This is a genomic window from Thomasclavelia ramosa DSM 1402 (genome assembly GCF_014131695.1).
Taxonomy (GTDB): domain Bacteria; phylum Bacillota_I; class Bacilli_A; order Erysipelotrichales; family Coprobacillaceae; genus Thomasclavelia; species Thomasclavelia ramosa.
This window is the reverse complement of the sequence record NZ_CP036346.1, coordinates 1,515,057-1,540,222: the sequence shown is the minus strand read 5'-3', so window position 1 is coordinate 1,540,222 and position 25,166 is coordinate 1,515,057. Positions and strand designations below refer to the sequence as shown.

The window sequence follows — 25,166 nt, the reverse complement described above, 5'->3', positions numbered from 1 at the left end:
TAAAATTACTTTTAAAAATCAAAAAAATGTCATTAAAAATCAAATGACATCTGTTTTGATAATATCTTTTGGACCGGTCCAAAAGATTTACGATGAATTGGACAAACTCCATATTTTCCCAGAGCTTCTTTATGTGCTTTCGTAACATATCCTTTATGCTTTTCAAAACCATATTCAGGATACTCCAAAGCATAAGCTTCCATCAAACGATCACGCGTCACTTTAGCCAATATACTGGCACCAGCAATCGAGATACTTTTAGCATCACCTTTAATGATTGAAAGATGGTCAGGATAATCAATCGGCATTGCATCTGTTAATGCAAACATCTTCTCTTTTTTTAGTAGTTCTAAACATTTTTCCATCCCCTGTTTACTTGCTTGGTACACATTCAAACGATCGACATCTGCAACACTAATAATTTCAATATCATAATATAATGCATTTTCAATAATCAAATCGTACAATACTTCTCGTTTTTTAGCACTTAACTGCTTTGAATCATTAATTCTTTCATCATAAAACCCTTTAGGAAAAACCACTCCAGCAACAACCAATTCTCCAGCCATCGGACCACGACCAGCTTCATCTAAACCAATGATATAGTCATATCCAGCTTGATAATACTTTTCTTCATACTCATAGCGTTCCATTTGGCAACTCCCAAGTTATTTTCCCCATATTACCATCAAAAATATCATTAAAAAACACTTCCATAACCCGATCATAGTCAGTATAGCCACGCACTGGTTTGATTTTACGATTTTTTGCAATATCATCATATGCTTTTTCTACCCAATCGGTATTTAAGTCGATTATAATATTGTAGCGATTACAAACAATGTTTGCATAATGGGTTTCTAAATAATTAACAGCATAAATAAACAATTCATCAAGTGGTAAGATATCTTGCTTGATTGACCCGATCAAAGCAATGTTTCGAGCAACATTCAAATCATCAAATTTCGGCCATAACACTCCCGGCGTATCGAATAATTCAAAATCTTTGTCTACTCTTATAATCTGTTGAGCTTTAGTAACCCCAGGTCGATTCCCAGTTACTGTCGCTTTTCTTTTTGCTAAACGATTTATAAAAGTTGACTTCCCAACATTAGGAATTCCTAAAACCATTGCTCGCATTGCCCGTGGTTTTAATCCCCGCTTAGCTTCACGTTCCATTTTTTCTTTCAATATTTCTTTGCATACATCAATGACCAACTGATATTCATTAAAATTCTTTAAATTCACACAAATTGCATAAATACCTTTTCCCTTAAAATACTCAATCCACTTACTTGTTGCCTTAGAATCCGCTAAATCTTTTTTCGTCATTACGATCAACCTTGGCTTATTATTACAAATTTCGTTAAACATTGGATTTTTTGAAGATAGTGGAGCCCTAGCATCAACAAGCTCTATCACTATATCAATCAATTTCATTTTTTCACTAATTTCCCGACGAGCTTTAGCCATATGTCCAGGAAACCATTGAATCTGTTTTACCATTTTAAACCTCCTACTTAATTAAATTCATATTTTTTAACGGGAAAATAACTAAACCTTTTTTGCCTATAATGTCACTATATTTAAATGTACCTAAAGTTCTAGAATCAGCAGATTGTAACCGATTATCACCTAATACAAAGATCTCATCGTCATTTAATGTGATTTCAAAATCATTAGTAAATAGTTCCGTTTGATATTTTATTTTAGCTTTTGCGATATAATCTTTATTCAAGTACTTTTCATCATAGTATGTTCCATTAATATATAGTTTATCATCTCTATAAACAAGAGTATCACCAGGTAACCCAATTACCCGTTTAACAATATCCTTATCCAATTTTTCACATTTCAATACAACTATATCAAAACGTTTTATATCACTTCGCTCAAGTGATAACGCATTTACTATTGCAATATCTTCATCATGAAGAGTTGGATACATACTTTGACCATCAACCCTCACCGGAATAATTATTTTAGTAAAGGTTACAGTTGTAACTGCAACGATTGCCAATAGTTGTAGTGAAAACTTGATAACTTCTTTTTTCTTTGACATAAAAAAGTCCTCCTACATTATGTCTATTATACAAAAAATTAGAAAAAAAAGAAATGGCGAGCCATTTCTATTTTCTAATTTCTTTAATTCTAGCAGCTTTACCAGATAATCCACGTAAGTATCCAAGTTTAGCACGACGTACTTTACCAACTTTAACAACTTCAATATGATCAATAATTGGAGTGTGGACAGGGAAAGTTCTTTCAACTCCAACTTGGTAAGAGATTTTTCTTACTGTAAAAGATTCAGAAATTCCACTACCTTTTCTGGCGATACAAACTCCTTCAAATAACTGAATACGGAATTTTTCACCTTCTTTAATTTTTACGAAAACTTTTAATGTATCCCCTGCTTTGAACTCAGGAATATCATTTCTCATTTGTTTTTTAGTGATTTGTTCTACTAATTGTAAATTCATTACTATTTCTCCTTATCAAAATTTTGTCTTAAACGTTCATTCGATTAACCAGCGGAACATCTGCAGTCTTGCGACTGTTACATTATAGACTAATCAATCATAAAAATCAATCATTTTCTTTTATTTTTTTCATCATTTCGATACTTTCAGCATCAAATTGATACGATTCCAATAAGTCCGGTCGTTTCAAATAGGTCTTTTTTAATGATTGGAACTTGCGCCATTTGCGAATATTTTCATGATGCCCACTCATTAGTACCTCAGGTACTTCATTACCATCATAGCATTGTGGGCGAGTATACTGAGGATACTCAAGCAGTCCATGGCTAAAAGAATCATCCATATGACTGTCTTCTTTGATTGCTCCATCTAATAAGCGTATCACTGCATCACTAACAACCATACTTCCTAGTTCACCACCAGTTAAAACATAATCACCAATCGATAATTCCATATCAACATAATCACGGATTCGTTCATCAAAACCTTCATAATGACCACAAATGATAATTAAATGTTTTTTAGCTGACAATTCTACAGCACAACCATGATTCAAAGTAATGCCTTGAGGTGACATTAAGATAATAAAACTATCATCAGTTGCAATTGTTTTGAGACATTCAACAATTGGTGCACACATTAAAACCATCCCTTGTCCTCCGCCATAAGGATAATCATCGACATGCTTATGTTTATCAATAGAAAACTCTCTAAAATCATGTAATTCAATAGTAACTAAACCTTTGTCAATCGCTCTTTTGATGATCGACGTATTTAAAAAACCTGTAAACATTTCTGGAAACAATGTTAAAATATCAATCTTCATCAATAAGCCCCTTTATTAGCATAACTACAATAATTTTCTTTTCTACATCAACATCTTTAATAAATGCATCAACATACGGTATTGCAACATTTTTACCATTATGATCAATATTTAAAATATCATGACGAGTATTATCATAAATTGAAGTAACTGGACCAATTTTTGTTCCCTCTGTAGAAACAACCTGCATTCCAATTAAGTCTGTATAAAAATATTCATCAGCATCTAAGAGTTCATCATCTTTATACCCATAAACAAAAGAACCAATATATTTTTCAACCAAATTAATATCTTGATTATCCCTAAATGATACTAAATAATTTCCTTTGTGTATCCGCGATGTAATAATTTTATAGACCAAATCTTGATTTTGATAACGTATAATAATTTCGTTTCCTTTTTTAAATCTTTTATCAGCAAAATCACTATTTGATCTAATTTTTAGTTCTCCCTTTAAGCCATGTGTTCCTACTATTTTTCCAATTTTAAGTTTTTCCATTAGTCCTCCATATAATAAAAGATGTGCTCAGCACATCTTTTATTGTTCATACGATTCAAACTTAATATCTAATTTTTTATTGGCCATGCGACCAGCAACAGACATAAGCTGTCTAATTGAATTAGCCATCATACCTTTACGACCAATCAATCGCGCAATATCCGATTTAGCTGAATAAACATGTAGTACCACTACATCTTCTTCTAACGACGGCATTTCACGTACTTCTAAATGGTCTTTATCTTCAACTAATTCAATCGCGATATCTTTAAGAATCTTTGCGTAATCCATGATTATTTACCTGATTTAGAATCAGCAAATTTTTTAATAATTCCTTCTTTAGATAGTAAGTTTTTAACTGTATCAGATGGTTGTGCTCCATTGTTTAACCATTTTAATACTTCTTCTTCTTTAATTGTAACTTTTGCAGGGTTAGTGCGTGGATCATAAGTTCCTAATAGTTCAATAAAACGTCCATCTCTTGGAGCTCTTGAATCTGCTGCTACAATTCTATAGAAAGGAGCTTTCTTAGCACCCATTCTTAATAATCTTAATTTTACTGCCATATACATATCCTCCTAATTAATTTACTCACTAAATTTATCATACTCTAGATAAGGTGTCAAGCTTTTTTACTTGACAGTGTTTATTTTTTTCTAGCAGAAACAATCAGCATCATCGGGCGGCGTAACTCATCCTTAAACTCAGGATGTGCAATAAGGGCATTTGAACTTACCGTTGGTTCTTTAACTTGAATTATTTCAAATCCGCCATTTAACAGTTCATTTAAATAAGTCGTCAATGTGCGATGATATTTAATTACTTTTTCCCCTAAAAACACCGCCTCACGTTTTCCTTCAAGATAATAATTATCTACAGGAAAATGCTCAATTTCACCAGCTTCATTATAATACCAGTCTTGATCTCCTTTAGCAGTAAATACAGGATGTTCAACATTAAACACCAAATATCCACCTGTTTTTAACCATTTATTTACTTTTTTTACAAAATCTTGGTAGGAAGGTAAATAGTGAATCATTAAAGAGCAAATAACAATATCAAATACAGCTTCTCCAAAATTACTTTCTTCAAACGAAATGCATTCATATTTAATCCGCGGATCATTGTTTTTGATTCTTGCTGTTTCAATCATTTTGCTAGAAATATCGCTTGCGATAACTTTTTTTGCACCGTGTTCAATCGCATAAATAGAGTGCCAGCCATATCCACAACCTAAATCCAATACTGTTTTATTTGTAAAATCAGGTAAAACTCGTTGTAATACATGCCATTCTCCTGCACCCTCTAATCCATTTTTACTCCGCGACATCTGACTATATTTTTCAAAAAAAGCTGGATCATCATATTTATTTTGAGTCATTCATATTCTCCTTTAGTAATAAAAAGCCTGAATTTATCAGGCTATTTTTTCTTCTTTTTATGACGGATTTTTTTACGATTAGGATTACCGATATTAGGGTTCTTTGCACGTCCCCCTGGCATTGGCATACCTGTATTAGGATCAACATTACCTAACATCTTCATCATTTTTTTAGATTCTTCAAATTGTTTTAGCAAGCGGTTAACTGCTGCAACATCTTTACCACAACCTTTAGCAATTCTCTCTTTTCTAGATAAAGTGATAATACTTGGATCTCGACGTTCCTCTTTGGTCATTGAAAAGATAATTGATTCAGTCATTTTTAATTTCTTTTCAGAGTCCTCATCATTCATTTTTGGTAACTTAGGCATTCCTGGAATCATTTTCATAATTCCTGATAGTGGCCCCAATTTCCTTAACTGCTGCATTTGAGAAAGCATGTCATCAAGACCAAATTGTCCCGATTGCATCTTTTTATAGGCTTTCATTGTATCTTTTTCATCATATACATCTTGTACTTTTTCAACTAAAGATACAACATCGCCCATTCCCAAAATACGATCAGCCATACGATCAGGATAGAATAAATCGATAGCATCTAATTTTTCACCAGTACCAATGAATTTAATTGGTACATTTGTAATATGACGAATTGATAGAGCTCCCCCACCACGAGAGTCACCATCTAATTTAGTTAAAACAGCCCCAGTAATGCTCAACTGTTCATTAAATGAACTGGCAACATTAACAATATCTTGTCCAGTTAAAGCATCAACAACTAGTAAAATTTCACTTGGATGAGCGATCTTTTTAATATTAGCCAGCTCGTTCATTAATGGTTCGTCAATATGTAAACGCCCCGCAGTATCGATAATAATTACGTCATTATTATGGTCACGAGCAAATGTCATCGCTTCTTCTACGATTGATTCAGCAGATTGTGATGTCCCTTTTTCGTAGACAGGAACATTCAATTGTTCACCTAATGTTTTTAACTGATCCACAGCAGCTGGGCGATAAATATCTGCAGCAACCAACAATGGTTTTTTACCATATTTCTTGGTAATTAATTTTGCGATTTTTCCAGAAGTTGTAGTTTTCCCAGAACCCTGAAGTCCAACCATCATAATAACAGTTGGCTTCTTATCAAAATCAACTTCCGCAACACTTGTTCCCAGTAACGAAACTAGTTCGTCATGGACGATTTTTACAACAACCTGTCCCGGTTTTAATGAACCTAAAACATCTTGTCCCAACGCTTTTTCTTTTGTTGCAGCAATAAACTCTTTTACAACTTGAAAGTTTACATCTGCCTCTAATAATGCTAAGCGAATTTCGCTAAGCATTTCTTCCATATTTTTTTCAGTCAAACGCCCTTGTCCAGAAACTTTCTTTAAAGTCCCTTGCAGACGTTCTGATAATGAATCAAATGCCATAAATACCCCTTTCTAAATCTTCCTTAATAATTCTAAATATTCTTCTAGACTTTTATGATCACTAGATATATCATCTTCAATTCTTTGGATCAAGTCAAGCCTTTCTTGATGTTTTTTTAACAACTGCAGTTTTTCTTCATAATTTTCTAAACTATGAACTGCTTTTTTTAAATTATCAAATACAGCATTACGACTAACATCCAAAATTTGTGCAATTTCCGATAAAGAGTAATCTTCTTGATAGTAATATTCTAAATATGTTTGCTGTTTTTCTGTCAACAAATCACTATAACAATCCATTAGTAGATTAACTCGTTGTTTTTTCTCTAAACTTGATTCCATACTATTCCTCAACTAGGTTTTTGCATAACCCATATATATACTGGTCTAAATCAAATTCTTGTAAATCATCAACACTTTCTCCTAGACCAATGAATTTTACAGGTATATTCAATTGATCTTTGATAGAAAGAACAATCCCCCCCTTAGCAGTTCCATCCATTTTGGTTAGAACTAACCCTGAGACATCAGTGATCTTAGAAAATTCCACAGCTTGTGAAACACCATTTTGACCAGTTGTTGCATCAATAACTAACAGTGTTTCATGCGGTGCATCAGGTACTTCGCGTTTAATAATACGATTCATTTTTTCTAATTCATTCATTAAGTTGACCTTATTTTGAAGACGACCAGCAGTATCACAAATTAAAACATCAACATTTTTTTCTTTTGCCTGTTTTAAAGCATCAAATACCACTGCTGAAGGATCACCGCCCTCTTTACCTTTAACAATATCGACACCAACACGCTGTGCCCAAACTGCTAACTGATCAATCGCTCCGGCTCTAAAAGTATCTCCAGCTGCAACCATTACTTTCTTACCTTCATCATTAACGATACGATTAGCTAATTTCCCAATTGTTGTAGTCTTACCAGCCCCGTTTACTCCAACCATTAAAATTACTGTTAATCCTTCCTCAGCATAGTTAATCTTAGTTGTCATGACACTATCATTTGCATAAATAACGAACATTTTATCAACGATGATCTCATTAATCTCTTTTGGGTCAGTAATATTTTGCAAACGTACCTCGTTTTTAATTTCTTCAACTATCTTCATTACCATCGAAACTCCAACATCGGACATAATCAAAATATTTTCCAATTCTTCAAAATACTCATCATTGATTTCTCTAAAGCGAGCTGCAAGTTCATTGATTCGATCTGAAAAAGTACTATTAGACCGATCTAATCCAGCTACATATTTTTCGTTTTGTTTAGCAGATTTACCAACGAATTTTTCTTTTATTTGACTAAAAAATCCCATACGATTCCTCCTAACTTTGATCTGTTAAATCTATTGCTTCTTCTAATTTGACACTAACTAACTTTGTAACTCCCTTTTGTTGCATTGTTGCTCCATAAAGAAGGTCACATTCTTCCATTGTTCCTTCACGATGGGTAACCACAATAAATTGCGTCGTTCCCGAAAATTCTCTTAAATATTTAGCAAAACGTTCAACATTTGCAATATCTAATGCAGCTTCAACCTCATCTAAGATACACATCGGAATTGGCCGTACCCGTAAAATTGCAAATAAACATGAAATAGCGATCAAGGCCTTTTCCCCACCTGAAAATAATGTAATATTCTGGACTGCTTTACCTGGGGGCTGAACATCAATATCGATTCCAGTTTCAAGAATATTTGTAGGATCAGTATACTTTATTCTAGCCTTTCCTCCACCAAATAAACTCCTAAAGACATGATTGAACTCTTCGTTGATTTTCTCAAACGTTTCTGAAAAACGCTCAACCATAATTTCATCCATCTCTTTAATCGCTTCAAGGATACTATCTTGGGCTTGAATCAAATCTATACGCTGAGTATTCATGTTCTCATAACGCTCACTGATTATTTGATATTCTTCAATTGCATCAACATTAACGTTTCCTAAACGATTAATATTTGTTCTTAATTCGTATACTTCTAATTTAGCTTGTTCAACATCAATTTCATCAAGGTAATGCTCGACAGCATACTCATAAGTCATCCGATATTCATCATTTAATCTAGCTAAATGATTATTTAACATTGCTTCTAATTTTGTTGCATTAATAGCACTAGTATTAACCTCACTTTGAACCTCTTTTAAATCATTACGATATTCACGCAATTCAACATCTAAAGCTTCATTTTGATTAACATAGGCCATTCTAAGTTCACGTTTTGATTTAATTTCTTCAGTTAAATTATCACGATATTTAATCGCTTCATTTAACTGATTAACTAATTTACTTTCTGTTTTTCCACTAGCAAATTCTTCTAATTCAACACTTTGATCAGCTAATGATTCATACTCGGATTTTGCCTTGATCAACTCTTCTTTCTTGCTTTGAACAACAACTTCCAATTTAGCATATGCCATCTGCTTTTGTAATAGAGCATGTGAAACTTCTTTGATTTCATTATCCAATCCATTATGTTCATTACGCTTAAGCCCAAGTTCTTTTTCTTGTTGTTCAAGAGTAACAGCAACCTGCTCAAGTTCACGTTTTTGAACTATTGAAGATTTTTGACGATTAAAACTTCCACCCGTCAAAGAACCGCCAACATTAACAACATCACCTTCAAGAGAAACGACTTTGTACCGAGAAAAAGTTGCTTTGCTGATTTCATTAGCACTATCAATATCTTTAGCTACAATGATATTCCCTAGTTGATTTAAAACAACGGCAGCAATCTCATCTTCATATGTTACAAAATCACTAGCCAAACCTAAATATCCTTCCATGGTTTGACAAACAACTAAATGTTCTTCACGCACATGTCGTGGTTTCATAGCACTGATTGGTAAAAAAGTAGCTCGTCCCGCTTTATTATCACGTAAAAATTTAATTGCATCTCGTGCAGTTAAATCATCTGTTGTAACAATAAACTCTATTGCTCCTGCTAAAGCTGACGACAACGCTAATTCATATCCTTCATCAGTTGTAATTAAATCACCTAAAACACCAATAATATTTTTATTACTTTTAGCAAGACTTAAAACTGTTTTAATGCCATGATGATAATTTGATTTATTTTCAATCGCATCTATTAAAATCTCTTTTCGTGATTTATTTTTATTAATATTGTTTGATAATTGATCAATTTCATTTTTTAATAAAAGTAATTTTTTATTACGCTCCTCTTGTTGTCCAATTATCGTGGTTAACTCTTCTTGAGTGTTATCTAATCGTTCCACACGATCATTATATTCATTAACAACATCACTTAAAATCGCCTTCATATTAGCGATATTTTCTTTTAAATTTTCTTTACTTAAGGTCTCAAGTGCATGTTTTCGCTTTTGATCAACTTCGACTTTGGCAGTCTCTAGTTTCGAGACATTTGATACTGCCTCTAATAGTTTACTTTGTAAAGCATTTATTTCTTGGTCGAGAGTAAACATTTTCTTTTTTATTTCATCGTTACTGCTCTCTTTAAGCAAAATATCAGCCTCTAAAGAAGCTTGACGCTCATTTAAGTCCTTGATTACCTTACTCAATTCATCTAGTGATTTTTTTGCTTCAGTTATCTCATTTATTAAAACATTAACTTCTATAGCTGTTAATTTTTCTTTCAACGCTAAATACTTCTCTGCTTTGTCTTTTTGACGTTTAAGAGGACCAACCTGTTTTTCTAGTTCTACTACGATATCACCAATTCGTTCAAGATTTTCGTTAGTACGTTCTAATTTACGAATCGATTCTAATTTTCTTTTTTTATATTTAGAAACTCCTGCTGCATCTTCAAAAATACCACGACGTTCTTCTGGTTTATTGTCCGCAAAAGAAGAAATATTACCTTGGGAAATAATTGATAACGAATCCTTTCCTAGACCTGTATCCATAATCAAATCAATAATATCTTTTAAACGACAAGATTGTTTATTGATTAAATACTCCGCTTCATTATTCATACGATAAAGTCGCCGTGTAATCTCGACTTCATTATAATCATATTTCATAAAACGATCACTGTTATCGAAAACTAAGGTAACTTCAGCTAAATTTTGTGCCCGACGATCTTCGCTTCCAGCAAAAATAACATCTGACATATTTGCACCACGCAACGATTTAACTGACTGTTCTCCTAAAACCCAACGTACAGCATCAGAGATATTTGATTTCCCGCAACCATTTGGACCTACGATTCCTGTGATTCCAGGTTGAAATTCTACATTGACTTTATCAGCAAATGATTTAAAACCATGTAATTCAATTCTTTTTAAATACATTACTTTCTTCCTCTCATTATTTCAGGATCACCGCACCATCCCTAAATGCTTCTACTACTGCTAACGATTCCACACGATAGCCTTTTTCTTCAATTAATTGGCGACCTGTTTGAAAACCTTTTTCAACAACAATTCCAACACCAGCAATATTTGCACCTGCTTGTTTAACAATATCAACTAAACCTAATACAGCTTGACCATTAGCTAAAAAATCGTCGATAATTAAGATATTATCGTCTTTATCTAAATATTTTTTACTGACAATCGCATCATAATCAATTCCTTTAGTAAATGAATGTACTTTAGAACTATAATAATGTGTACTTGTTGTTTTTGCAGTCCCTTTCTTTGCAAAGACAACAGGTGCATCATCAAATTCAAAAGCTGTTGCTAAAGCAATTCCAATTCCCGAAGCTTCAATTGTTAAGATTTTAGTAATTTTTGTGTCTTTAAAACGAGTTTTGAATTCTTGAGCTATTTGTCGATACAAAGTAGGATCAATTTGATGATTCAAAAAACTATCCACTTTTAATATATCCGGCATAATTACAATCCCGTCTTTTAATATTCTCTCTTTAAGTAATTCCATAAATTCCTCCGATTATTTATTAAACGATAGTTTTTCTTTAATATCAAAAACTTTTCGTTCGCTTGGTAATTTTACTACAAAAGTAGAGCCAACATCAACCTGGGAAATAACATCTATATTTCCATGATGTAAATCTACAATTGTTTTTACAATTGATAACCCTAGTCCATTTCCTTCTACAGAACGGGCTTTTTCTTCACGATAAAAACGTTCAAATATATGTGAAACAACTTCTTTAGACATTCCGTATCCAGTATCTTCAATTGATACTTCAACTTCACGAGAAGCCTTTTTAACAGTTACTGTAATAAGACCTCCTTCACCAGTATATTTGATTGCATTTGAAATAAGATTGATCCAAACTTGTTCCAATCGTTGTTCATCGCCATAAACCATAATATCTTTGCGCGGTTTTTCAAATTGAATTTCTATATCCTTTAAAATTGCTTGGTTTTCTTGAGTAGAAATAACCCGAGATAATTGCTCAACAATTGAATATGTTGTAAATTCTAACTCAACCTCTTCTCGTTCCAACAACGTCAGCTGCAGCATATTCTTAGAAAGAGTCGATAACCTTTTTGAATGAAATAAGATTATATCAGCATACTTTTGACGCTGCTCTTTAGGAAGATCTTCCTCTTTTAAAATATTGGCAAAGCCTTGAATTGCAGTCAATGGAGTTTGAAATTCGTGCGAAATATCAGAAATGAACTTTTGTCTTGTTTCTTCTTGTTTCGCTAACTGCTGTGCCATTTGATTAAATCCCTGATTCAATCGAGAAATTTCATCATCACCCACATAATTAACACGAACACTATAATTTCCTTTTGATAATTCTTTAGTGGCGTTAGTTAATCTCGTTATTGGTTTAACAATAATATCAGCAATCGCTAAAAAAACTAGATTTCCTGATAAAAAGACACAACCCAAAATCAAAACAGCAGAATTAGCAAAAATTCCTTTTTCATAACTAGTATCCTTTTGAATAAATATATATACATCAGAACCATTGATTTTTGCCTTGCTGCCATAGGTTTGCACACTTTTGCGCTCATCGAAACGCCCGTTTTTGTTTTCATCATGATAATATTGAATCATTGTCTCGCGACTAGGAAAATATCCTTTGTTTTCACCATATGTATAATAGTCCAATTCTGGTGAATACAACGTTATATAAACCTCTGAGCTAATTGCGTATTTATTCATAATATCGTTAATATTAGCATCATCAAGGCTATTTAAAATACCTACAACATATTCACTTGTTGCACTCAACTCACTCTTAGCCATATCTTCAATTTGATCATAATTATTACGTAAAGCTACATATCCAGCAACCGAAAAACTAAATGCGATAGTTATTAAAAAACCGCAAATCAGCTTGCCATAAATAGATTTCATCATTCGACTTCAACCTTGTATCCAAGTCCTCTCACCGTTACAACTTTAAATCCTGGTAAGTGTCCTAGATTTTCTCTAATTCGCTTAATGTGAACATCTACAGTACGATCAAAGCCATCATAGTCCATTCCCCAAATTTTTTCAATCAACTGTTCACGACTAAAAATCTGATCTGGATGCTTTGCTAACTCAAAAACTAATTCAAATTGTTTTAACGGTAAATGAATGATTTCGCTCTGATAACGTATCTCATATTTATCGCCATCAAACTCAACTTCATTTAATTTGATTATATTTGATGTATTAACACTATATCTTTTTAAAACTGCTCGCACTCGTGCCATTAATTCAGTTGGATCAAATGGCTTAACTACATAGTCATCAGCACCAACAGAAAAACCGCGAAGTTTATCTTTACTTTCACCTTTCGCTGTTAACATAATTACTGGAACATCTTTAAATTCCTTTAGATTTTCTACTAGTTCAAAACCATCCATAACTGGCATCATGACATCAATGATTCCTAAATCAATATATTCATTTTCGAATATTTCTAAAGCCTCTTCACCATTGCTAGCTTCCAGAACTTCAAATCCTTCTTTATTCAAATAAAAATTAATTAATTCCCTAATATCTTTTTCATCATCAACTACTAGTACTTTTGCTTTCATCTTTACACCTCAATTCACTGTAAGATTATAACACATTTTATTAACTAAATATATAGTTACAAAAGCAAAATAGCTTGAGTTTAAAGAGATGATAATAAATATAAAAAAGCCATAACCTATATATAAGTTATAGCTTCTTGTTCTATTAAAGACTAACCAAATTTAATTGAAGTAATTACCTCGCTATTGTCTTTACTATTAACATATTCAATGGTTACAACATCACCAACTTTTGCTAATGGGAATTGATTAGATAAACTGATATCTCCGATGAAAATCGTATCACTACCTTCAAGTTTAAAGTAATAAGTACTGTTACCATCAACGACAGCTTCATTAATTGCAGTAATCGCTCCAGTCAACTCATTAGTCTTATATTCACTTGAGTCAGTTTTTTTACCATTAGCTTCTAATAAAGCATAATATGCTTGTTCAGCTTGAGCAACACTGTCACCGGTAGCCACGATTTGATAATTTTCAACACTAACAAAAGCATACTTTTTAACAAGTTTAGCATCATCTTTTAAAGATAAGAAATATGTTGGCTGCCCTCCCGCATTGATCAAAATCGGGAAAGTTGCCGTATATTTCAAGTTTTGAACTTGACCTTCCGCCGAAGACATTGCAGAATATTCTTCAGCTCCAGAAATATTATAATACTTTCCATCTTTAGTCCGCAAATTAATCATAGCAAACCCAACGTTAGAAGCATCATTAGATACCGATGTTAAACCAGTATATAAATAGACATCATCATTGATTGCTACATAATTGTAACCAGAGGTTGGCTGTAATACTCCTTTTTGCGAAAATAAAGTATTAAAATACCCATTTGTATATTTACCATAATTTTCTAATTGACTTAAAACCAGTTCTGCTGGATAAGCACGGTCAACCCATTCTGGTACTTTATCAATATCATAATATTCATGATCACCATTTATTGCATTAACTAATACAGCTCCAGTTATATCTTTTCCACCAAATAAACCGATTTTATAATTATATACTGGTGCAATCCAATAAGGATTCCCCTTTTCATCAATTTCAAAAGCCAATGTATCAAACATTAAAGTTGGATAATTAGCGCGCAAATGACGTTCAATTTTACGTCCAAAATGTTCTGATTTAGAATATTTCATTCCTTCTTTTAATTTAACTACTTCAGATTCTTGCGTCACCATATTTACTCGGATATATGCGGGCAGTCCATCACTACGGTTAGTAAACCATTTGATCAAGTCACTATATTCTAATGGTGTCACACGATATGGCGTATCTTGATAATTTATTTGTTCATACGACTCATCAACCTCAAATTGGGATACATAATCAACCATCTGTCCCATTTTACGATCACCTAATTTAATCGCACTATCTCGATCCACCACTGGAATCGATTGATAGGAAATAGTTTTATTGTCAGCATAGAAGTCTGCTTTCTTATCTAACTTTAATTGTTTTTGATAACTTCCTGCATTAAAGATAGGCGAACTAACAAATGTTCCAATGGCCACATATGCAATTAATATTCCAATCACAATGAGACTATATTTGGTGATCTTACTAAATCTTTGACTTAACATAAAATATAGTCCATTAAATATTAATAATAATATACAAAAATAAATTATAAATTGTGGTGAACGAAGATTCAATGGGATCAAAAAAGCATATTCACCAATCAATCCAATTATTAAAGTTATTGTAAACGCCTTTAAAAAAGCACCTTTTTTTACTTGTTTTACATCTTGAGAACCTTGTCTAAATGAAAAACCCTCAATAAAATTTGCAAATATGTCAGTAAATTTATTCATTGATTATCTCCTTTAAATCTTGAAGCAGTTGACCAAGCTGTTCTAATGAAGCTAACTTTGCGCCACTTGCCAGCATATGACCACCACCATTATATTTTTCAGCCACCTTATTGACTGCGTAATCACGTGAACGTAAACTAACACGCCAATTATGATCAGCGACATTTTCAGTTAGAGCCATCCAAATTTTATATTCTTCTACACCAGATAATAAATTAACAAAATCCGAACCTCTTTCACGACTAATTTCTAACATTTTTAAATCTGCATCACTTAAAACATAATAAGCAACACCACCATCAAACTGATGATTATTTAAAATAAATTTATTAATTTGTAAATCCTTAGCCTTCTTCATATAAATTCGATTATAGATTTCAACAATATCAATTCCTTCTTGAACCAAAGCTCCAGCTACTGCAAAAGTCCGTTCATCAGTATTTCGATACATAAACCGCGCTGTATCTCCAACAATTCCCAAATACAAAGCTTCTGCACCACTTTTAGTAATTTTCATAGCCGTATCTTTAAAAATTGTTCCAACTAATTGGCTAGCTGAACTAGCACTACTATCTTCGTAATTTAAAGTGCCATAACTATCTACGACCAAATGATGATCAATTTTAATAATTTCTTTACAAAGTTGATATCTTTGATCATCAATTCTTTCAATATTAGCAGTATCAAGAACAATTCCTAAAATATCTTTAGTATAATCAACTTCTTGATGTTCAAAAACTACTGTATATTTTTTCACTAATTCCGAACTGAAATCACCACATAAAAAAACCTTTTTATCTGGATAAGTAGCTTTAATCATATCGTACATTCCCAATTGGCTGCCAAAAGCATCAAAATCTGGATTTACATGACGGTAAATAGCAATATAATCATATTCTTCAATTTTAGCAATTATTTTTTCTTCCATTATAAAACTCCTCTATTTAATAAGATGACTATACCATATTTACCCAAATTTATAAATAGAAAAGCTCTGATTATTGATCAGAGCTTATAAACCTAAAATTCTTACAGTATCACGAGCAATCATTACTTCCTCGTTAGTAGGGATTACATAAACATCAACTTTAGAATATTGATGGGAAATTAGACGATTTTCTTTACTACGACGTTCATTTTCTTCTTCATTTAAGAAAACGCCTAACGCACGTGAAACATTATCAATGATCAAACGACGAAGATAAGAAGCATTTTCTCCAACTCCAGCAGTAAAGGCAATAGCATCAACACCACCCATTTCAACAAAATAACTTCCAATATATTTTGAAACGATTCGTGCATATAACAAGCCTGTAAGAAGTGCACGTTCATCACCGTTCTTAAATAATGCATTTTCAATATCACGGGAATCTGAAGAAATTCCAGAAATTCCTAACATCCCTGATTTCTTATTATAGATATCTAAAATTTCATCAGGTGTTTTATTTAATTTTTTACATAAATACGGCATAATAGATGGATCAACATCACCACAGCGTGTTCCCATCATTACTCCTGCCAGTGGTGTAAATCCCATTGAAGTATCAATACATATACCATCCTGAACTGCTGAAATGCTTGCACCATTTCCTAAATGACAAACAATTACTCGCGAATGTTTGGGATTTCCTAACATATCAATGGCAACTTGAGATACATATTTATGACTTGTTCCATGGGCACCATATTTGCGAACTTTTAAATCTGTATAGTATTCATATGGTAAAGGATATAAATATCTTTCCCGATCAAGAGTTTGATGAAATGCAGTATCAAATACAAAAACATGTTCAACCTCTGGTAAAGCTGCTTTAAATGCATTATATCCAACAATATGTGCTGGATTGTGAAGTGGCGCTAATTCAGCTAATTCTTCTACGCGAGCAACAACTTCCTCGTCGACTTTAACCGCGTCGTTATAATATTCGCCACCGTGGACAACTCGATGTCCACAAGCTTCGATTTCACCTAAACTTTCAACAACATGGTGATCAACTAAAGCATCTAATAATAATTGTACTGCAACACTATGGTCTTTAATTGGACACTCTTTAATAAATTTTTCACCATTATATTTCATTTCGAAGTTACCTTGGTCTAGTCCAATTCTTTCGACTAACCCTGATGTAATTACTTCTTCACTAGGCATATTGATCAACTGGAATTTTAAAGATGAACTACCAGCATTGATTGCCATTACTTTAACCATTATAATTCCTCCTATTTCTTCATGTCATATATTAATTGTACCTAAATTCAACACTAAACTCAATATATTTTGAAAGCACTTTCACCATTTATTAAAGTATTTATTGGAATTATCGAATAAATTTGTTTTATATTTAAGAATATTTTAAAACCCTAGATTGAACTAGGGTCTTAAAAATAATTATTTAGATTGATTGTAGTTATTAGATGAACTCATTTGTGATTGACCCATTTCGACTAATCTTTTTGTGATTTCGCCACCTACTGAACCATTCGCACGAGCAGTTGTATCAGGACCTAAATTAACGCCAAATTCGTTAGCAATCTCATACTTCATTTGATCGATTGCATTTTGAGCTCCAGGGACAACTAATTTGTTTCTACTAGAGTTATTTTGTGACATATATTTTCACCTCCTGACAGTAATATTTTGTGTCATTTGTTTTAAAATATACATTTTTAATAAAAAAATTTAAATTTATTTTTTAAAGATAAAAACCCTAGCTAACTAGGGTTTTAAAAATAATTATTTAGATTGATTGTATTTGTTTGATGAGCTCATTTGTGCTTGACCCATAGCGACTAATCGTTTTGTGATTTCGCCACCTACTGAACCGTTATCACGAGCAGTTGTATCAGGACCTAAATTAACGCCAAATTCGTTAGCAATCTCATACTTCATTTGATCGATTGCATTTTTAGCTCCAGGAACAACTAATTTGTTTCTACTAGAGTTACTTTGTGACATATATCTTCACCTCCTGACACTAATATCTTGTGTCAAACAAAAAAAGATATACGCTTTTTTAATTATTTTTAAAAAATATCGTCGTTTTTCTTATAATTGTGATCGACTGTAATAATTTCAGCAGTTTCTACACATTCATCAATCAAAGTTTCAAAATCAAACCCAGACTCAAATATTTCCGCTTTATATAACTTAGGCTTAGTTGCCGGAGCTTTAGGTGTAAAAATAGTACAGCAATCTTCATGAGGGCGAATCGAAATTTCATAAGTATCGATCCTATCAGCAATATCAATAATTTCTAATTTATCAAGACATAATACTGGTCTTAGTACTGGAATCTTAACAACTTCATTGATTACCTGCATACTATTTAAAGTTTGTGAAGCAACCTGTCCAATGCTTTCACCATTGACTAATGCAAGACAATTATTTTTATTAGCAATTTTTTCACTAATACGATACATCATCCTTCTCATGACTGTCATTGCATAACTTTCGTCACAATTATCATAAACAGCTAATTGCAATTTTGTAAAATTAATTACATGAACTCTAATTGAACCGTGAGTATAATGACGTAATTTATCAACTAAATCAAAAACTTTTTCTCGTGCCAATTCATTAGTATAAGGTGGTGCAGCAAAATGGATGCACTCAATATCTACACCGCGTTTTAATGTTAAATATCCAGCTACTGGTGAATCAATTCCTCCTGACATCATCAATAATGCTTTTCCACCAACTCCAACTGGATACCCACCTGCTCCTTTAATAATATTATCCATTACATATATCGCGTCATAACGAATTTCAACTGTTACTAAAATTGCTGGAGCATGGACATCAACTTTTATTTCTTTTGTAGTGTGATGAAATACATATCCTGCAATTTCACGATTAATTTCTTGAGAACTTCCAGGGAAATTCTTATCTGAACGTTTAGTATTAATCTTAAACGTATTCCCATCATTGTTTTCAATTATTTGTAAAACCGCTTGTTTAGCTAATTCGAGATTTTTTTCCATTTTATATGCTACTGAAAAAGAATAGATTCCAAATACTGTTTTCAATTTCGTACATACAGCTTCATGATCAGTACCATTTAGAACAACATACATACGATCATGTTGTAAATCATATGTTAAATGATTAAATTCTGCTAATATCTCCTTAGTATTTTTTAAAAGACGATTCGTAAATAATTTACGGTTTTTACCTTTTGTTGTTAATTCACCAAAACGTACTAAAATATAATTTGCTTCCATATTCTACCTCTGCTTCTTTAATTTACGCATACTTTCTTGTAAATAATAACAAAACCGATCGATTTCTTCTCTTGTAGTATGCTCTCCAAAACTAATTCTAAGCGCACTAGAACTAATTGCTTCATCTAAATGTAATTGCGCCATGACTCGTGAAACATTGCTCGTTTTTGATGAACAAGCACTACGCGTTGATAAATATATTTCTTTTGTTTCCAAATCATGTAAAATAACTTCTGGTTTATAACCTAAGCATGAGAAATTCAAAATTGATGGTAAACAGCAATTTTCATCACTATTAATAACAATTCCTTCTATCTCCTGTAAACATTTTCGACAATAATCATTTATATCTTTAATATGTTGATTTTTTTGTTCAAAATTATCTAATGCTAATCTTAAAGTTTTCGCAAAAACAATATTAGTACAGGCATTAGAAGTTCCACCTCGTAAACTAAATTCTTGTTGTCCGCCACTAATTAAAGGAACAATTGTCGTTGAACGTCGTTTGAATAATAAGCCACTACCTTTTAAACCATAAATTTTATGTGCCGAAAAAGAAGCTAAATCCACATCATTTAAATCGATTGGTAATTTTCCTAAAGCCTGTACCATATCAAAATGCAGTTTTACCTTATCGTATTTTTTAACAATTTTTTTAATTTCATCAATAGGATTAATGACCCCAATTTCATTATTTACATACATAATTGATACTAAAATCGTATCATCACGAATACTTTTTTCTAATTCTTCTAAAGAAATCCGCCCTTTATGATCAACCCCTAAATAAGTTACCTCAAATCCAAAAAACTTTTCTAACTCTTTACAAGTTTCATAAACAGATGAATGTTCAATAGCTGTAGTAATAATATGTTTACCACGATTTTGATATTGAAAGGCTGTACCTTTAATTGCCATATTATTAGCTTCACTACCACAGCTAGTAAAAATAATTTCATCTTCTTTAACTTTGAAGGACTCACTAATTAATTTACGTGAATGTTCCATCAAACGATTTACCTCAATACCTTTATCATACATTGAATCAGCATTATAAAATAATTGGATAATAAATTATGATAAGTATTTAACACTTCTGAATTTAATGGCGTTGTTGCCACATAATCTAAATATATCATCGTAACCCCCTACATTATTATATGCAATAAAAATCCAAAGTCTTATGACTCCACCAAAATATCTTTCAAACAACATTAAATAATTCTACAATATTTACTACGAAAGTAAAGAAATAAAATCATTTTCTTACTTGCAATTCCAAAGTACTTTAATTTTCCTATATAATTACTTTTATAAAACCAACGTAAACCATCAAATTGTAATTATCTTAAATATTTTAACACAACACTTTTTACTTATCCACCAGCATTTTCTTAGCTGGAACACCAATCGCAACGATATTATCAGAAATGTTTGAAACAACTACCGCTCCAGCACCAACTGTTACCCGATTACCAATTCTAATATCATCAATGACAGTACTACCTATTCCCAGATAAGATTTATATCCAATCGAACTGTGACCTGCCATCGCAAACTTAGGACAAATATTAACATAATTTCCTACCATACAATCGTGTTCAATAATTGCTCCATTATTGACTATACAGCCAATCCCGACCTTTGTATTAATATTAATTATTACATTAGCCAATATCGTTGTACCACTACCAATTTTTGCAGATGAACTAATTAAAGCTGTTGGATGGACTATCGTTGCTAAAGGAATACCAAAAGCAAGTAACATTTTTATTTTTTCTTCTCGTAAATCATTGCTACCAGTTGCAACAATAACCTCATCATATAATTTTACTACTTTATCGAATTCACTTTCTTTAAATACAGTATGATTAATTATTTTTCTACTTCCTTTTTCTTTGATTTCTAAAAAATCAATTTGTTCATATGCATTCATGGCTAAAGCACACTCAAGAGTCACAAGTCCTTGATCTCCTGCACCCCAAATTAATAATTTTTTCATTTTTATCTCCTATTTTTATTAATAAGCTTTAATATCCCCATTATATTACTTTTAAACTATAATACCTTGTACATTCTTCATAATTATACTCTCACCCATAAAAAAAGGCAAAATCTTATGATTTTGCACTATTTTTATTAATCAACATCTCATATGATCCAGGATTGATTTTTTCAATAATATCTACTGCAGTAGTCAAAGCTTTAGTATATTCACCATTTCTAAATAACAGCTCTGCTTTAGTTAATTCTGTGTTAACTTCTAAAAAAGAACTACGATAACGATTACCATAAATAATTGCATCTTCAACCATTTCTGCAGTAACAATCAAATTATGAACATTATCATATAATTTATAGATTACATCTCGTGCAGCATCAACTTGAACTGAGAGACGCTCTAAATCAATTGGTCGACGTCTGATAAATTTCAAAATTTCATCCGCTTTTTGATAAGAATCATCAATATAATCTTTATAAGATTCATTAATCATTGGTAAATGTTTATTTTTAATCTCCGATTTTATTTCTAGTAAGACAATATTAATATTATCTAACTCATCTAAAGCACGTTTTTCTTGTAATCTCAAAGAATTTTCTAATTCAATATACTTATTCAAAGACTCATCAAAAGGTTTACAACGATCAATCAATTCTTCAAAACGCTCAATCAAGACACTATATGAAAAATCATTGCTTTCAATTATTACTGTTAATTGATCTAATTCATCTAAAATCCCTTTAAAAGCCTCATAATCTTCTTTAACAGTAATTTCATAATCAGATAATAAATAATTCCTTTGAAGTTCACCTAAAGAATTAATAGTATTTCGAAGGCCTTCATCTAAATGCCCAATATGTTTGTAACAAGCATTACGTGATTCCTCATAGCGACTATATGCAGCTTCCTCTTTTTCAAAGTCTGCCGTTAAAGAATTTAGATCTTCTGTCATTACTTCAATGGAAGCACCAACATTTTCTAGATTTAACTCTTTAATAGCTTGGATCGTATTTTCTAGATCAGCATTGATCTTATTATAGCGAACTGTTGTATTAAGACGTTCAATTGAAAAATCACGTTCTTTCATTTCAGTAATAACACGGTATAATTCATCTAATCGCTTAGGAATATATTTTCGAACAATTGAAATATAAGTTGGTAAATCACGAAGATAAGCACTTAATAAATCAATGTCTTTATCAATTTTATCTGCTGATACTTTAGCTTCATCAAAACGCTGACTATTCATCAATGCTTCTAATTGAACAAAGCGTTCTTCAATATCTGCAAATTTTTGAGGAATAGCAGGTACAAAATCTTCTATTTTAAAACGTACAGCAGCAAATTCATCATTTGTTAAACGGAACTTCTCTTTAATTTTAATAATTTCTACACGTTGCACATTTTCTATTTCAGTGATCACCTCAATTTCTTTAAGCAACGCCTTAGAACGTTTCTCATAATTATCAATATCTTGTCTTAATTTATTTAGATCTCTGCGAACCCCTTTTAATTTTCGATAAAACAATCGCTCATCAATATCATTGATCAATGGCGCAATTTCATTACTTTGTAGATTTACTAAATCATTAAATTCTAGTTCAAAATCATCATATTTTTCTAAAACATCTGGCATGTTTTTTCCAATTGCTTTAATCCGCCCTAAGCGGTATTGAATTGGCAAAGTTTTAATTGCATTCATATCATTTTCTAAAACCACAATTTCTTTACGATATATTCTTAATTTAATCATCCAGTATGTTATTAAGATCACAATAGTTACAATTAATACTACCCCTACTATGATTACATTTTTTGTTCCAAATTTTTTTAATATATTATCTAAAAAGTCCATTATATTACATCCCTCTTTTTTATAAATCTTACTAATAAAGTATATCATAAGTGTCATATGATGTCTAAGTAATATCTGTGCAGTTTTAAATTATTTTTATAATTCTTTACATTATTTTTGTTTCGCGTAATATATAAATACAGGAGGTAGTTTATGAATAAAAAAATCTTAACGCCAATGCGAAGCTATTCTCAACGCAGAGTTTATTATATTTACCGTGAATATTTTAGAATGCTTCAAACTGCAAATCTAGATCCTATTATTATTGGACCGAGCAGTGATGATACACTAGATTTTTTAGTCACTCACTGTGATGGTCTATTATTAAGCGGCGGATTTGACATTGATCCCGTTTTATACCATCAAGTATTAAATCCTCTAACCAATAAAGAGGAAGCAGAATTGGAAGAATTAGAAATTAAGTTGATTCATAAGTTTTCAAAAGCTCATAAACCTATATTAGGGATTTGCCGTGGAATTCAAACTATCAATGTTGCATTTAACGGTACTTTGATTCAGGATATTCCTGAGACAAAAAAATATGATAATCATCTCCAGGAAAATTTAGAAGGATATCATCATCTCGTGAAAACTATTCCTCATACAAAACTAAATAAATATTTAGGAAATGAGTTTATGACCAATTCATTTCATCACCAGGCAATTGATGATATTGCCCCTGGCTTTGTTGTCAGTGCAATTACTGCTGATGGAATTATTGAAGGCATTGAAAAAGATAATATTATTGCTGTACAATGGCATCCGGAAAAAAATCATGATAAAATTCAAGCAGATTTAATTAAATTATATAAAGAGTTACTGGAGGAAGAAAAATGAAAAAAATTGCATTTATTGGGGTCGGAGTAATGGGTAAAGCAATGGTTCAAAATTTGAGTCAAGCAGGATATCCTGTATCTATTTATACGCGAACAAAAAATAAAGTTGAAGATCTTATTAGTGATAAAATTATATGGCACGATTCAGTTGCTGAGTGTGTCAAAGATCAAGACATTGTCATGACTATGGTAGGATTTCCTCAAGATATTGAGGAAATCTACTTTAGTTCCAAAGGGATAATTGCTAATGCTAAAAAAGATTGTATTCTCATTGATTTCACTACGTCTAGTCCATTGTTAGCAAAAAAAATTTTTGAAGAATCTTCAAAACATAGTTTAGCCAGTCTTGATGCTCCGGTATCAGGCGGTGATATTGGTGCCAAAAAAGGGACATTGTCAATTATGGTTGGCGGTGATGAAAATGTCTTTAAACAAATTGAACCAGTGTTAGAAGTCTTAGGAAGCAACATTAATTATGTTGGTTCAGCCGGAAACGGTCAACATACAAAAATGGCCAATCAAATTGCTTTAGCCGGAGCTTTAGCTGGAGTTTGTGAAGCTCTTACATATGCTAAAGCAGTCAATTTGGACCCTCAAATAATGCTTGACTGTATTTCGAGTGGAGCTGCTGGTTCATGGCAAATGACTAATAATGCCCCACGAATTCTTGCTGATGATTTTGCACCGGGGTTTTACATAAAACATTATATCAAAGATATGAAAATAGCCAAAGCTGTTAATGATACAAACAACCTTGACTTAGAAGTTTTAAATACTGTTTTACAACAGTTTGAACAATTACAAACCGACGGATTTGAGAACTTAGGCACTCAAGCTCTTATTAAATATTATCAAAGATAGTTATGAAC

Annotated in this window: 26 protein-coding genes and 1 pseudogene; 2 read left to right on the top strand and 25 right to left on the bottom strand. The window is 31.9% G+C overall.

Annotation, left to right across the window (positions count from 1 at the left end; all coding sequences use genetic code 11):
* Positions 1 to 32: 32 nt before the first annotated feature.
* The 25 genes and pseudogenes from EYR00_RS07300 to EYR00_RS07180 form a co-directional block, all read right to left on the bottom strand.
* Positions 33 to 653 (bottom strand): ribonuclease HII, encoded by a 621-nt coding sequence (locus EYR00_RS07300; protein ID WP_003538225.1) that lies wholly within the window; start codon positions 651 to 653, stop codon positions 33 to 35.
* A complete protein-coding gene (ylqF, locus tag EYR00_RS07295; RefSeq protein WP_003538224.1) occupies positions 640 to 1,506 on the bottom strand; it encodes a ribosome biogenesis GTPase YlqF in 867 nt (288 codons plus the stop codon). The genes EYR00_RS07300 and ylqF overlap by 14 nt, the downstream gene beginning before the upstream one ends.
* A 10-nt stretch (positions 1,507 to 1,516) precedes the next feature.
* Positions 1,517 to 2,062, bottom strand: a complete 546-nt coding sequence (gene lepB / locus EYR00_RS07290; protein ID WP_003538223.1) for a signal peptidase I — start codon at positions 2,060 to 2,062, stop codon at positions 1,517 to 1,519.
* A 67-nt stretch (positions 2,063 to 2,129) separates the two neighbouring features.
* A complete protein-coding gene (gene rplS / locus EYR00_RS07285; protein ID WP_003538222.1) occupies positions 2,130 to 2,480 on the bottom strand; it encodes a 50S ribosomal protein L19 in 351 nt (116 codons plus the stop codon).
* 106 nt (positions 2,481 to 2,586) lie between these two features.
* Positions 2,587 to 3,306 carry a tRNA (guanosine(37)-N1)-methyltransferase TrmD gene (trmD, locus tag EYR00_RS07280; protein ID WP_003538221.1) on the bottom strand — a complete coding sequence of 240 codons (720 nt, stop codon included), beginning with the start codon at positions 3,304 to 3,306 and terminating at the stop codon, positions 2,587 to 2,589.
* A complete protein-coding gene (gene rimM, locus EYR00_RS07275) occupies positions 3,296 to 3,805 on the bottom strand; it encodes a ribosome maturation factor RimM (RefSeq protein WP_003538220.1) in 510 nt (169 codons plus the stop codon). The genes trmD and rimM overlap by 11 nt, the downstream gene beginning before the upstream one ends.
* Positions 3,806 to 3,844: 39 nt before the next feature.
* On the bottom strand, positions 3,845 to 4,096 hold the full coding sequence (locus tag EYR00_RS07270) for a KH domain-containing protein (RefSeq protein ID WP_003538219.1): 252 nt from the start codon (positions 4,094 to 4,096) through the stop codon (positions 3,845 to 3,847).
* A 2-nt stretch (positions 4,097 to 4,098) separates the two neighbouring features.
* The gene (rpsP, locus tag EYR00_RS07265; protein WP_003538218.1) at positions 4,099 to 4,371 is read right to left on the bottom strand and encodes a 30S ribosomal protein S16; all 273 of its coding nucleotides are present in this window, start codon (positions 4,369 to 4,371) and stop codon (positions 4,099 to 4,101) included.
* Positions 4,372 to 4,451: 80 nt separating this feature from the next.
* Positions 4,452 to 5,186, bottom strand: coding sequence for a class I SAM-dependent methyltransferase (locus EYR00_RS07260; RefSeq protein WP_003538217.1), 735 nt, complete (start codon positions 5,184 to 5,186; stop codon positions 4,452 to 4,454).
* Between the two features lie 41 nt (positions 5,187 to 5,227).
* On the bottom strand, positions 5,228 to 6,622 hold the full coding sequence (gene ffh / locus EYR00_RS07255; RefSeq protein ID WP_003538215.1) for a signal recognition particle protein: 1,395 nt from the start codon (positions 6,620 to 6,622) through the stop codon (positions 5,228 to 5,230).
* 12 nt (positions 6,623 to 6,634) lie between these two features.
* Positions 6,635 to 6,964: a YlxM family DNA-binding protein gene (gene ylxM, locus EYR00_RS07250; RefSeq protein ID WP_003538214.1), complete on the bottom strand. Its 330-nt coding sequence runs from the start codon at positions 6,962 to 6,964 to the stop codon at positions 6,635 to 6,637.
* Between the two features lies 1 nt (position 6,965).
* Positions 6,966 to 7,949, bottom strand: coding sequence for a signal recognition particle-docking protein FtsY (gene ftsY, locus EYR00_RS07245; RefSeq protein ID WP_003538213.1), 984 nt, complete (start codon positions 7,947 to 7,949; stop codon positions 6,966 to 6,968).
* A gap of 10 nt (positions 7,950 to 7,959) precedes the next feature.
* Positions 7,960 to 10,905, bottom strand: a complete 2,946-nt coding sequence (locus EYR00_RS07240) for a chromosome segregation protein SMC (protein ID WP_003538212.1) — start codon at positions 10,903 to 10,905, stop codon at positions 7,960 to 7,962.
* A 16-nt stretch (positions 10,906 to 10,921) separates the two neighbouring features.
* The gene (locus EYR00_RS07235; protein ID WP_003538211.1) at positions 10,922 to 11,494 is read right to left on the bottom strand and encodes a xanthine phosphoribosyltransferase; all 573 of its coding nucleotides are present in this window, start codon (positions 11,492 to 11,494) and stop codon (positions 10,922 to 10,924) included.
* 12 nt (positions 11,495 to 11,506) lie between these two features.
* Positions 11,507 to 12,898 (bottom strand): HAMP domain-containing sensor histidine kinase, encoded by a 1,392-nt coding sequence (locus EYR00_RS07230; protein WP_003538210.1) that lies wholly within the window; start codon positions 12,896 to 12,898, stop codon positions 11,507 to 11,509.
* Positions 12,895 to 13,566: a response regulator transcription factor gene (locus EYR00_RS07225; RefSeq protein WP_003538209.1), complete on the bottom strand. Its 672-nt coding sequence runs from the start codon at positions 13,564 to 13,566 to the stop codon at positions 12,895 to 12,897. Before EYR00_RS07225 ends, EYR00_RS07230 begins: the two co-directional genes overlap by 4 nt.
* A gap of 152 nt (positions 13,567 to 13,718) precedes the next feature.
* A complete protein-coding gene (locus EYR00_RS07220; RefSeq protein WP_003538208.1) occupies positions 13,719 to 15,383 on the bottom strand; it encodes a hypothetical protein in 1,665 nt (554 codons plus the stop codon).
* Positions 15,376 to 16,311: a DHH family phosphoesterase gene (locus tag EYR00_RS07215; protein ID WP_003538207.1), complete on the bottom strand. Its 936-nt coding sequence runs from the start codon at positions 16,309 to 16,311 to the stop codon at positions 15,376 to 15,378. The genes EYR00_RS07220 and EYR00_RS07215 overlap by 8 nt, the downstream gene beginning before the upstream one ends.
* An 84-nt stretch (positions 16,312 to 16,395) precedes the next feature.
* Entirely contained in the window at positions 16,396 to 17,592 is a 1,197-nt protein-coding gene (locus tag EYR00_RS07210; RefSeq protein WP_003538206.1) for an acetate/propionate family kinase, read from the bottom strand.
* A gap of 180 nt (positions 17,593 to 17,772) precedes the next feature.
* On the bottom strand, positions 17,773 to 17,994 hold the full coding sequence (locus EYR00_RS07205) for an alpha/beta-type small acid-soluble spore protein (RefSeq protein WP_003538205.1): 222 nt from the start codon (positions 17,992 to 17,994) through the stop codon (positions 17,773 to 17,775).
* 123 nt (positions 17,995 to 18,117) lie between these two features.
* A complete protein-coding gene (locus tag EYR00_RS07200; protein WP_003538204.1) occupies positions 18,118 to 18,339 on the bottom strand; it encodes an alpha/beta-type small acid-soluble spore protein in 222 nt (73 codons plus the stop codon).
* Positions 18,340 to 18,407: 68 nt separating this feature from the next.
* Positions 18,408 to 19,604 (bottom strand): tRNA uracil 4-sulfurtransferase ThiI, encoded by a 1,197-nt coding sequence (gene thiI, locus EYR00_RS07195; RefSeq protein WP_003538203.1) that lies wholly within the window; start codon positions 19,602 to 19,604, stop codon positions 18,408 to 18,410.
* Between the two features lie 3 nt (positions 19,605 to 19,607).
* Positions 19,608 to 20,743, bottom strand: a pseudogene (locus tag EYR00_RS07190) (cysteine desulfurase family protein).
* Between the two features lie 233 nt (positions 20,744 to 20,976).
* Positions 20,977 to 21,606 (bottom strand): acetyltransferase, encoded by a 630-nt coding sequence (locus EYR00_RS07185; protein WP_003538201.1) that lies wholly within the window; start codon positions 21,604 to 21,606, stop codon positions 20,977 to 20,979.
* A gap of 115 nt (positions 21,607 to 21,721) precedes the next feature.
* Positions 21,722 to 23,461 carry a septation ring formation regulator EzrA gene (locus tag EYR00_RS07180; RefSeq protein ID WP_020994356.1) on the bottom strand — a complete coding sequence of 580 codons (1,740 nt, stop codon included), beginning with the start codon at positions 23,459 to 23,461 and terminating at the stop codon, positions 21,722 to 21,724.
* 153 nt (positions 23,462 to 23,614) lie between these two features.
* Here EYR00_RS07180 and EYR00_RS07175 point away from each other — a divergent pair, with 153 nt between their 5' ends.
* Both EYR00_RS07175 and EYR00_RS07170 read left to right on the top strand, forming a co-directional pair.
* Complete coding sequence (locus tag EYR00_RS07175) at positions 23,615 to 24,298, top strand: gamma-glutamyl-gamma-aminobutyrate hydrolase family protein (RefSeq protein WP_040434374.1); 684 nt, start codon at positions 23,615 to 23,617, stop codon at positions 24,296 to 24,298.
* On the top strand, positions 24,295 to 25,158 hold the full coding sequence (locus EYR00_RS07170) for an NAD(P)-dependent oxidoreductase (protein ID WP_003538197.1): 864 nt from the start codon (positions 24,295 to 24,297) through the stop codon (positions 25,156 to 25,158). The genes EYR00_RS07175 and EYR00_RS07170 overlap by 4 nt, the downstream gene beginning before the upstream one ends.
* Positions 25,159 to 25,166 lie beyond the last annotated feature (8 nt).

Bases quoted from the DNA above. Each gene is read 5' to 3' on its own strand.
- EYR00_RS07300 (WP_003538225.1), bottom strand. From the start codon at position 653: ATGGAACGCTATGAGTATGAAGAAAAGTATTATCAAGCTGGATATGAC.
- ylqF (WP_003538224.1), bottom strand. From the start codon at position 1,506: ATGGTAAAACAGATTCAATGGTTTCCTGGACATATGGCTAAAGCTCGT.
- lepB (WP_003538223.1), bottom strand. From the start codon at position 2,062: ATGTCAAAGAAAAAAGAAGTTATCAAGTTTTCACTACAACTATTGGCA.
- rplS (WP_003538222.1), bottom strand. From the start codon at position 2,480: ATGAATTTACAATTAGTAGAACAAATCACTAAAAAACAAATGAGAAAT.
- trmD (WP_003538221.1), bottom strand. From the start codon at position 3,306: ATGAAGATTGATATTTTAACATTGTTTCCAGAAATGTTTACAGGTTTT.
- rimM (WP_003538220.1), bottom strand. From the start codon at position 3,805: ATGGAAAAACTTAAAATTGGAAAAATAGTAGGAACACATGGCTTAAAG.
- EYR00_RS07270 (WP_003538219.1), bottom strand. From the start codon at position 4,096: ATGGATTACGCAAAGATTCTTAAAGATATCGCGATTGAATTAGTTGAA.
- rpsP (WP_003538218.1), bottom strand. From the start codon at position 4,371: ATGGCAGTAAAATTAAGATTATTAAGAATGGGTGCTAAGAAAGCTCCT.
- EYR00_RS07260 (WP_003538217.1), bottom strand. From the start codon at position 5,186: ATGACTCAAAATAAATATGATGATCCAGCTTTTTTTGAAAAATATAGT.
- ffh (WP_003538215.1), bottom strand. From the start codon at position 6,622: ATGGCATTTGATTCATTATCAGAACGTCTGCAAGGGACTTTAAAGAAA.
- ylxM (WP_003538214.1), bottom strand. From the start codon at position 6,964: ATGGAATCAAGTTTAGAGAAAAAACAACGAGTTAATCTACTAATGGAT.
- ftsY (WP_003538213.1), bottom strand. From the start codon at position 7,949: ATGGGATTTTTTAGTCAAATAAAAGAAAAATTCGTTGGTAAATCTGCT.
- EYR00_RS07240 (WP_003538212.1), bottom strand. From the start codon at position 10,905: ATGTATTTAAAAAGAATTGAATTACATGGTTTTAAATCATTTGCTGAT.
- EYR00_RS07235 (WP_003538211.1), bottom strand. From the start codon at position 11,494: ATGGAATTACTTAAAGAGAGAATATTAAAAGACGGGATTGTAATTATG.
- EYR00_RS07230 (WP_003538210.1), bottom strand. From the start codon at position 12,898: ATGATGAAATCTATTTATGGCAAGCTGATTTGCGGTTTTTTAATAACT.
- EYR00_RS07225 (WP_003538209.1), bottom strand. From the start codon at position 13,566: ATGAAAGCAAAAGTACTAGTAGTTGATGATGAAAAAGATATTAGGGAA.
- EYR00_RS07220 (WP_003538208.1), bottom strand. From the start codon at position 15,383: ATGAATAAATTTACTGACATATTTGCAAATTTTATTGAGGGTTTTTCA.
- EYR00_RS07215 (WP_003538207.1), bottom strand. From the start codon at position 16,311: ATGGAAGAAAAAATAATTGCTAAAATTGAAGAATATGATTATATTGCT.
- EYR00_RS07210 (WP_003538206.1), bottom strand. From the start codon at position 17,592: ATGGTTAAAGTAATGGCAATCAATGCTGGTAGTTCATCTTTAAAATTC.
- EYR00_RS07205 (WP_003538205.1), bottom strand. From the start codon at position 17,994: ATGTCACAAAATAACTCTAGTAGAAACAAATTAGTTGTCCCTGGAGCT.
- EYR00_RS07200 (WP_003538204.1), bottom strand. From the start codon at position 18,339: ATGTCACAAAGTAACTCTAGTAGAAACAAATTAGTTGTTCCTGGAGCT.
- thiI (WP_003538203.1), bottom strand. From the start codon at position 19,604: ATGGAAGCAAATTATATTTTAGTACGTTTTGGTGAATTAACAACAAAA.
- EYR00_RS07185 (WP_003538201.1), bottom strand. From the start codon at position 21,606: ATGAAAAAATTATTAATTTGGGGTGCAGGAGATCAAGGACTTGTGACT.
- EYR00_RS07180 (WP_020994356.1), bottom strand. From the start codon at position 23,461: ATGGACTTTTTAGATAATATATTAAAAAAATTTGGAACAAAAAATGTA.
- EYR00_RS07175 (WP_040434374.1), top strand. From the start codon at position 23,615: ATGAATAAAAAAATCTTAACGCCAATGCGAAGCTATTCTCAACGCAGA.
- EYR00_RS07170 (WP_003538197.1), top strand. From the start codon at position 24,295: ATGAAAAAAATTGCATTTATTGGGGTCGGAGTAATGGGTAAAGCAATG.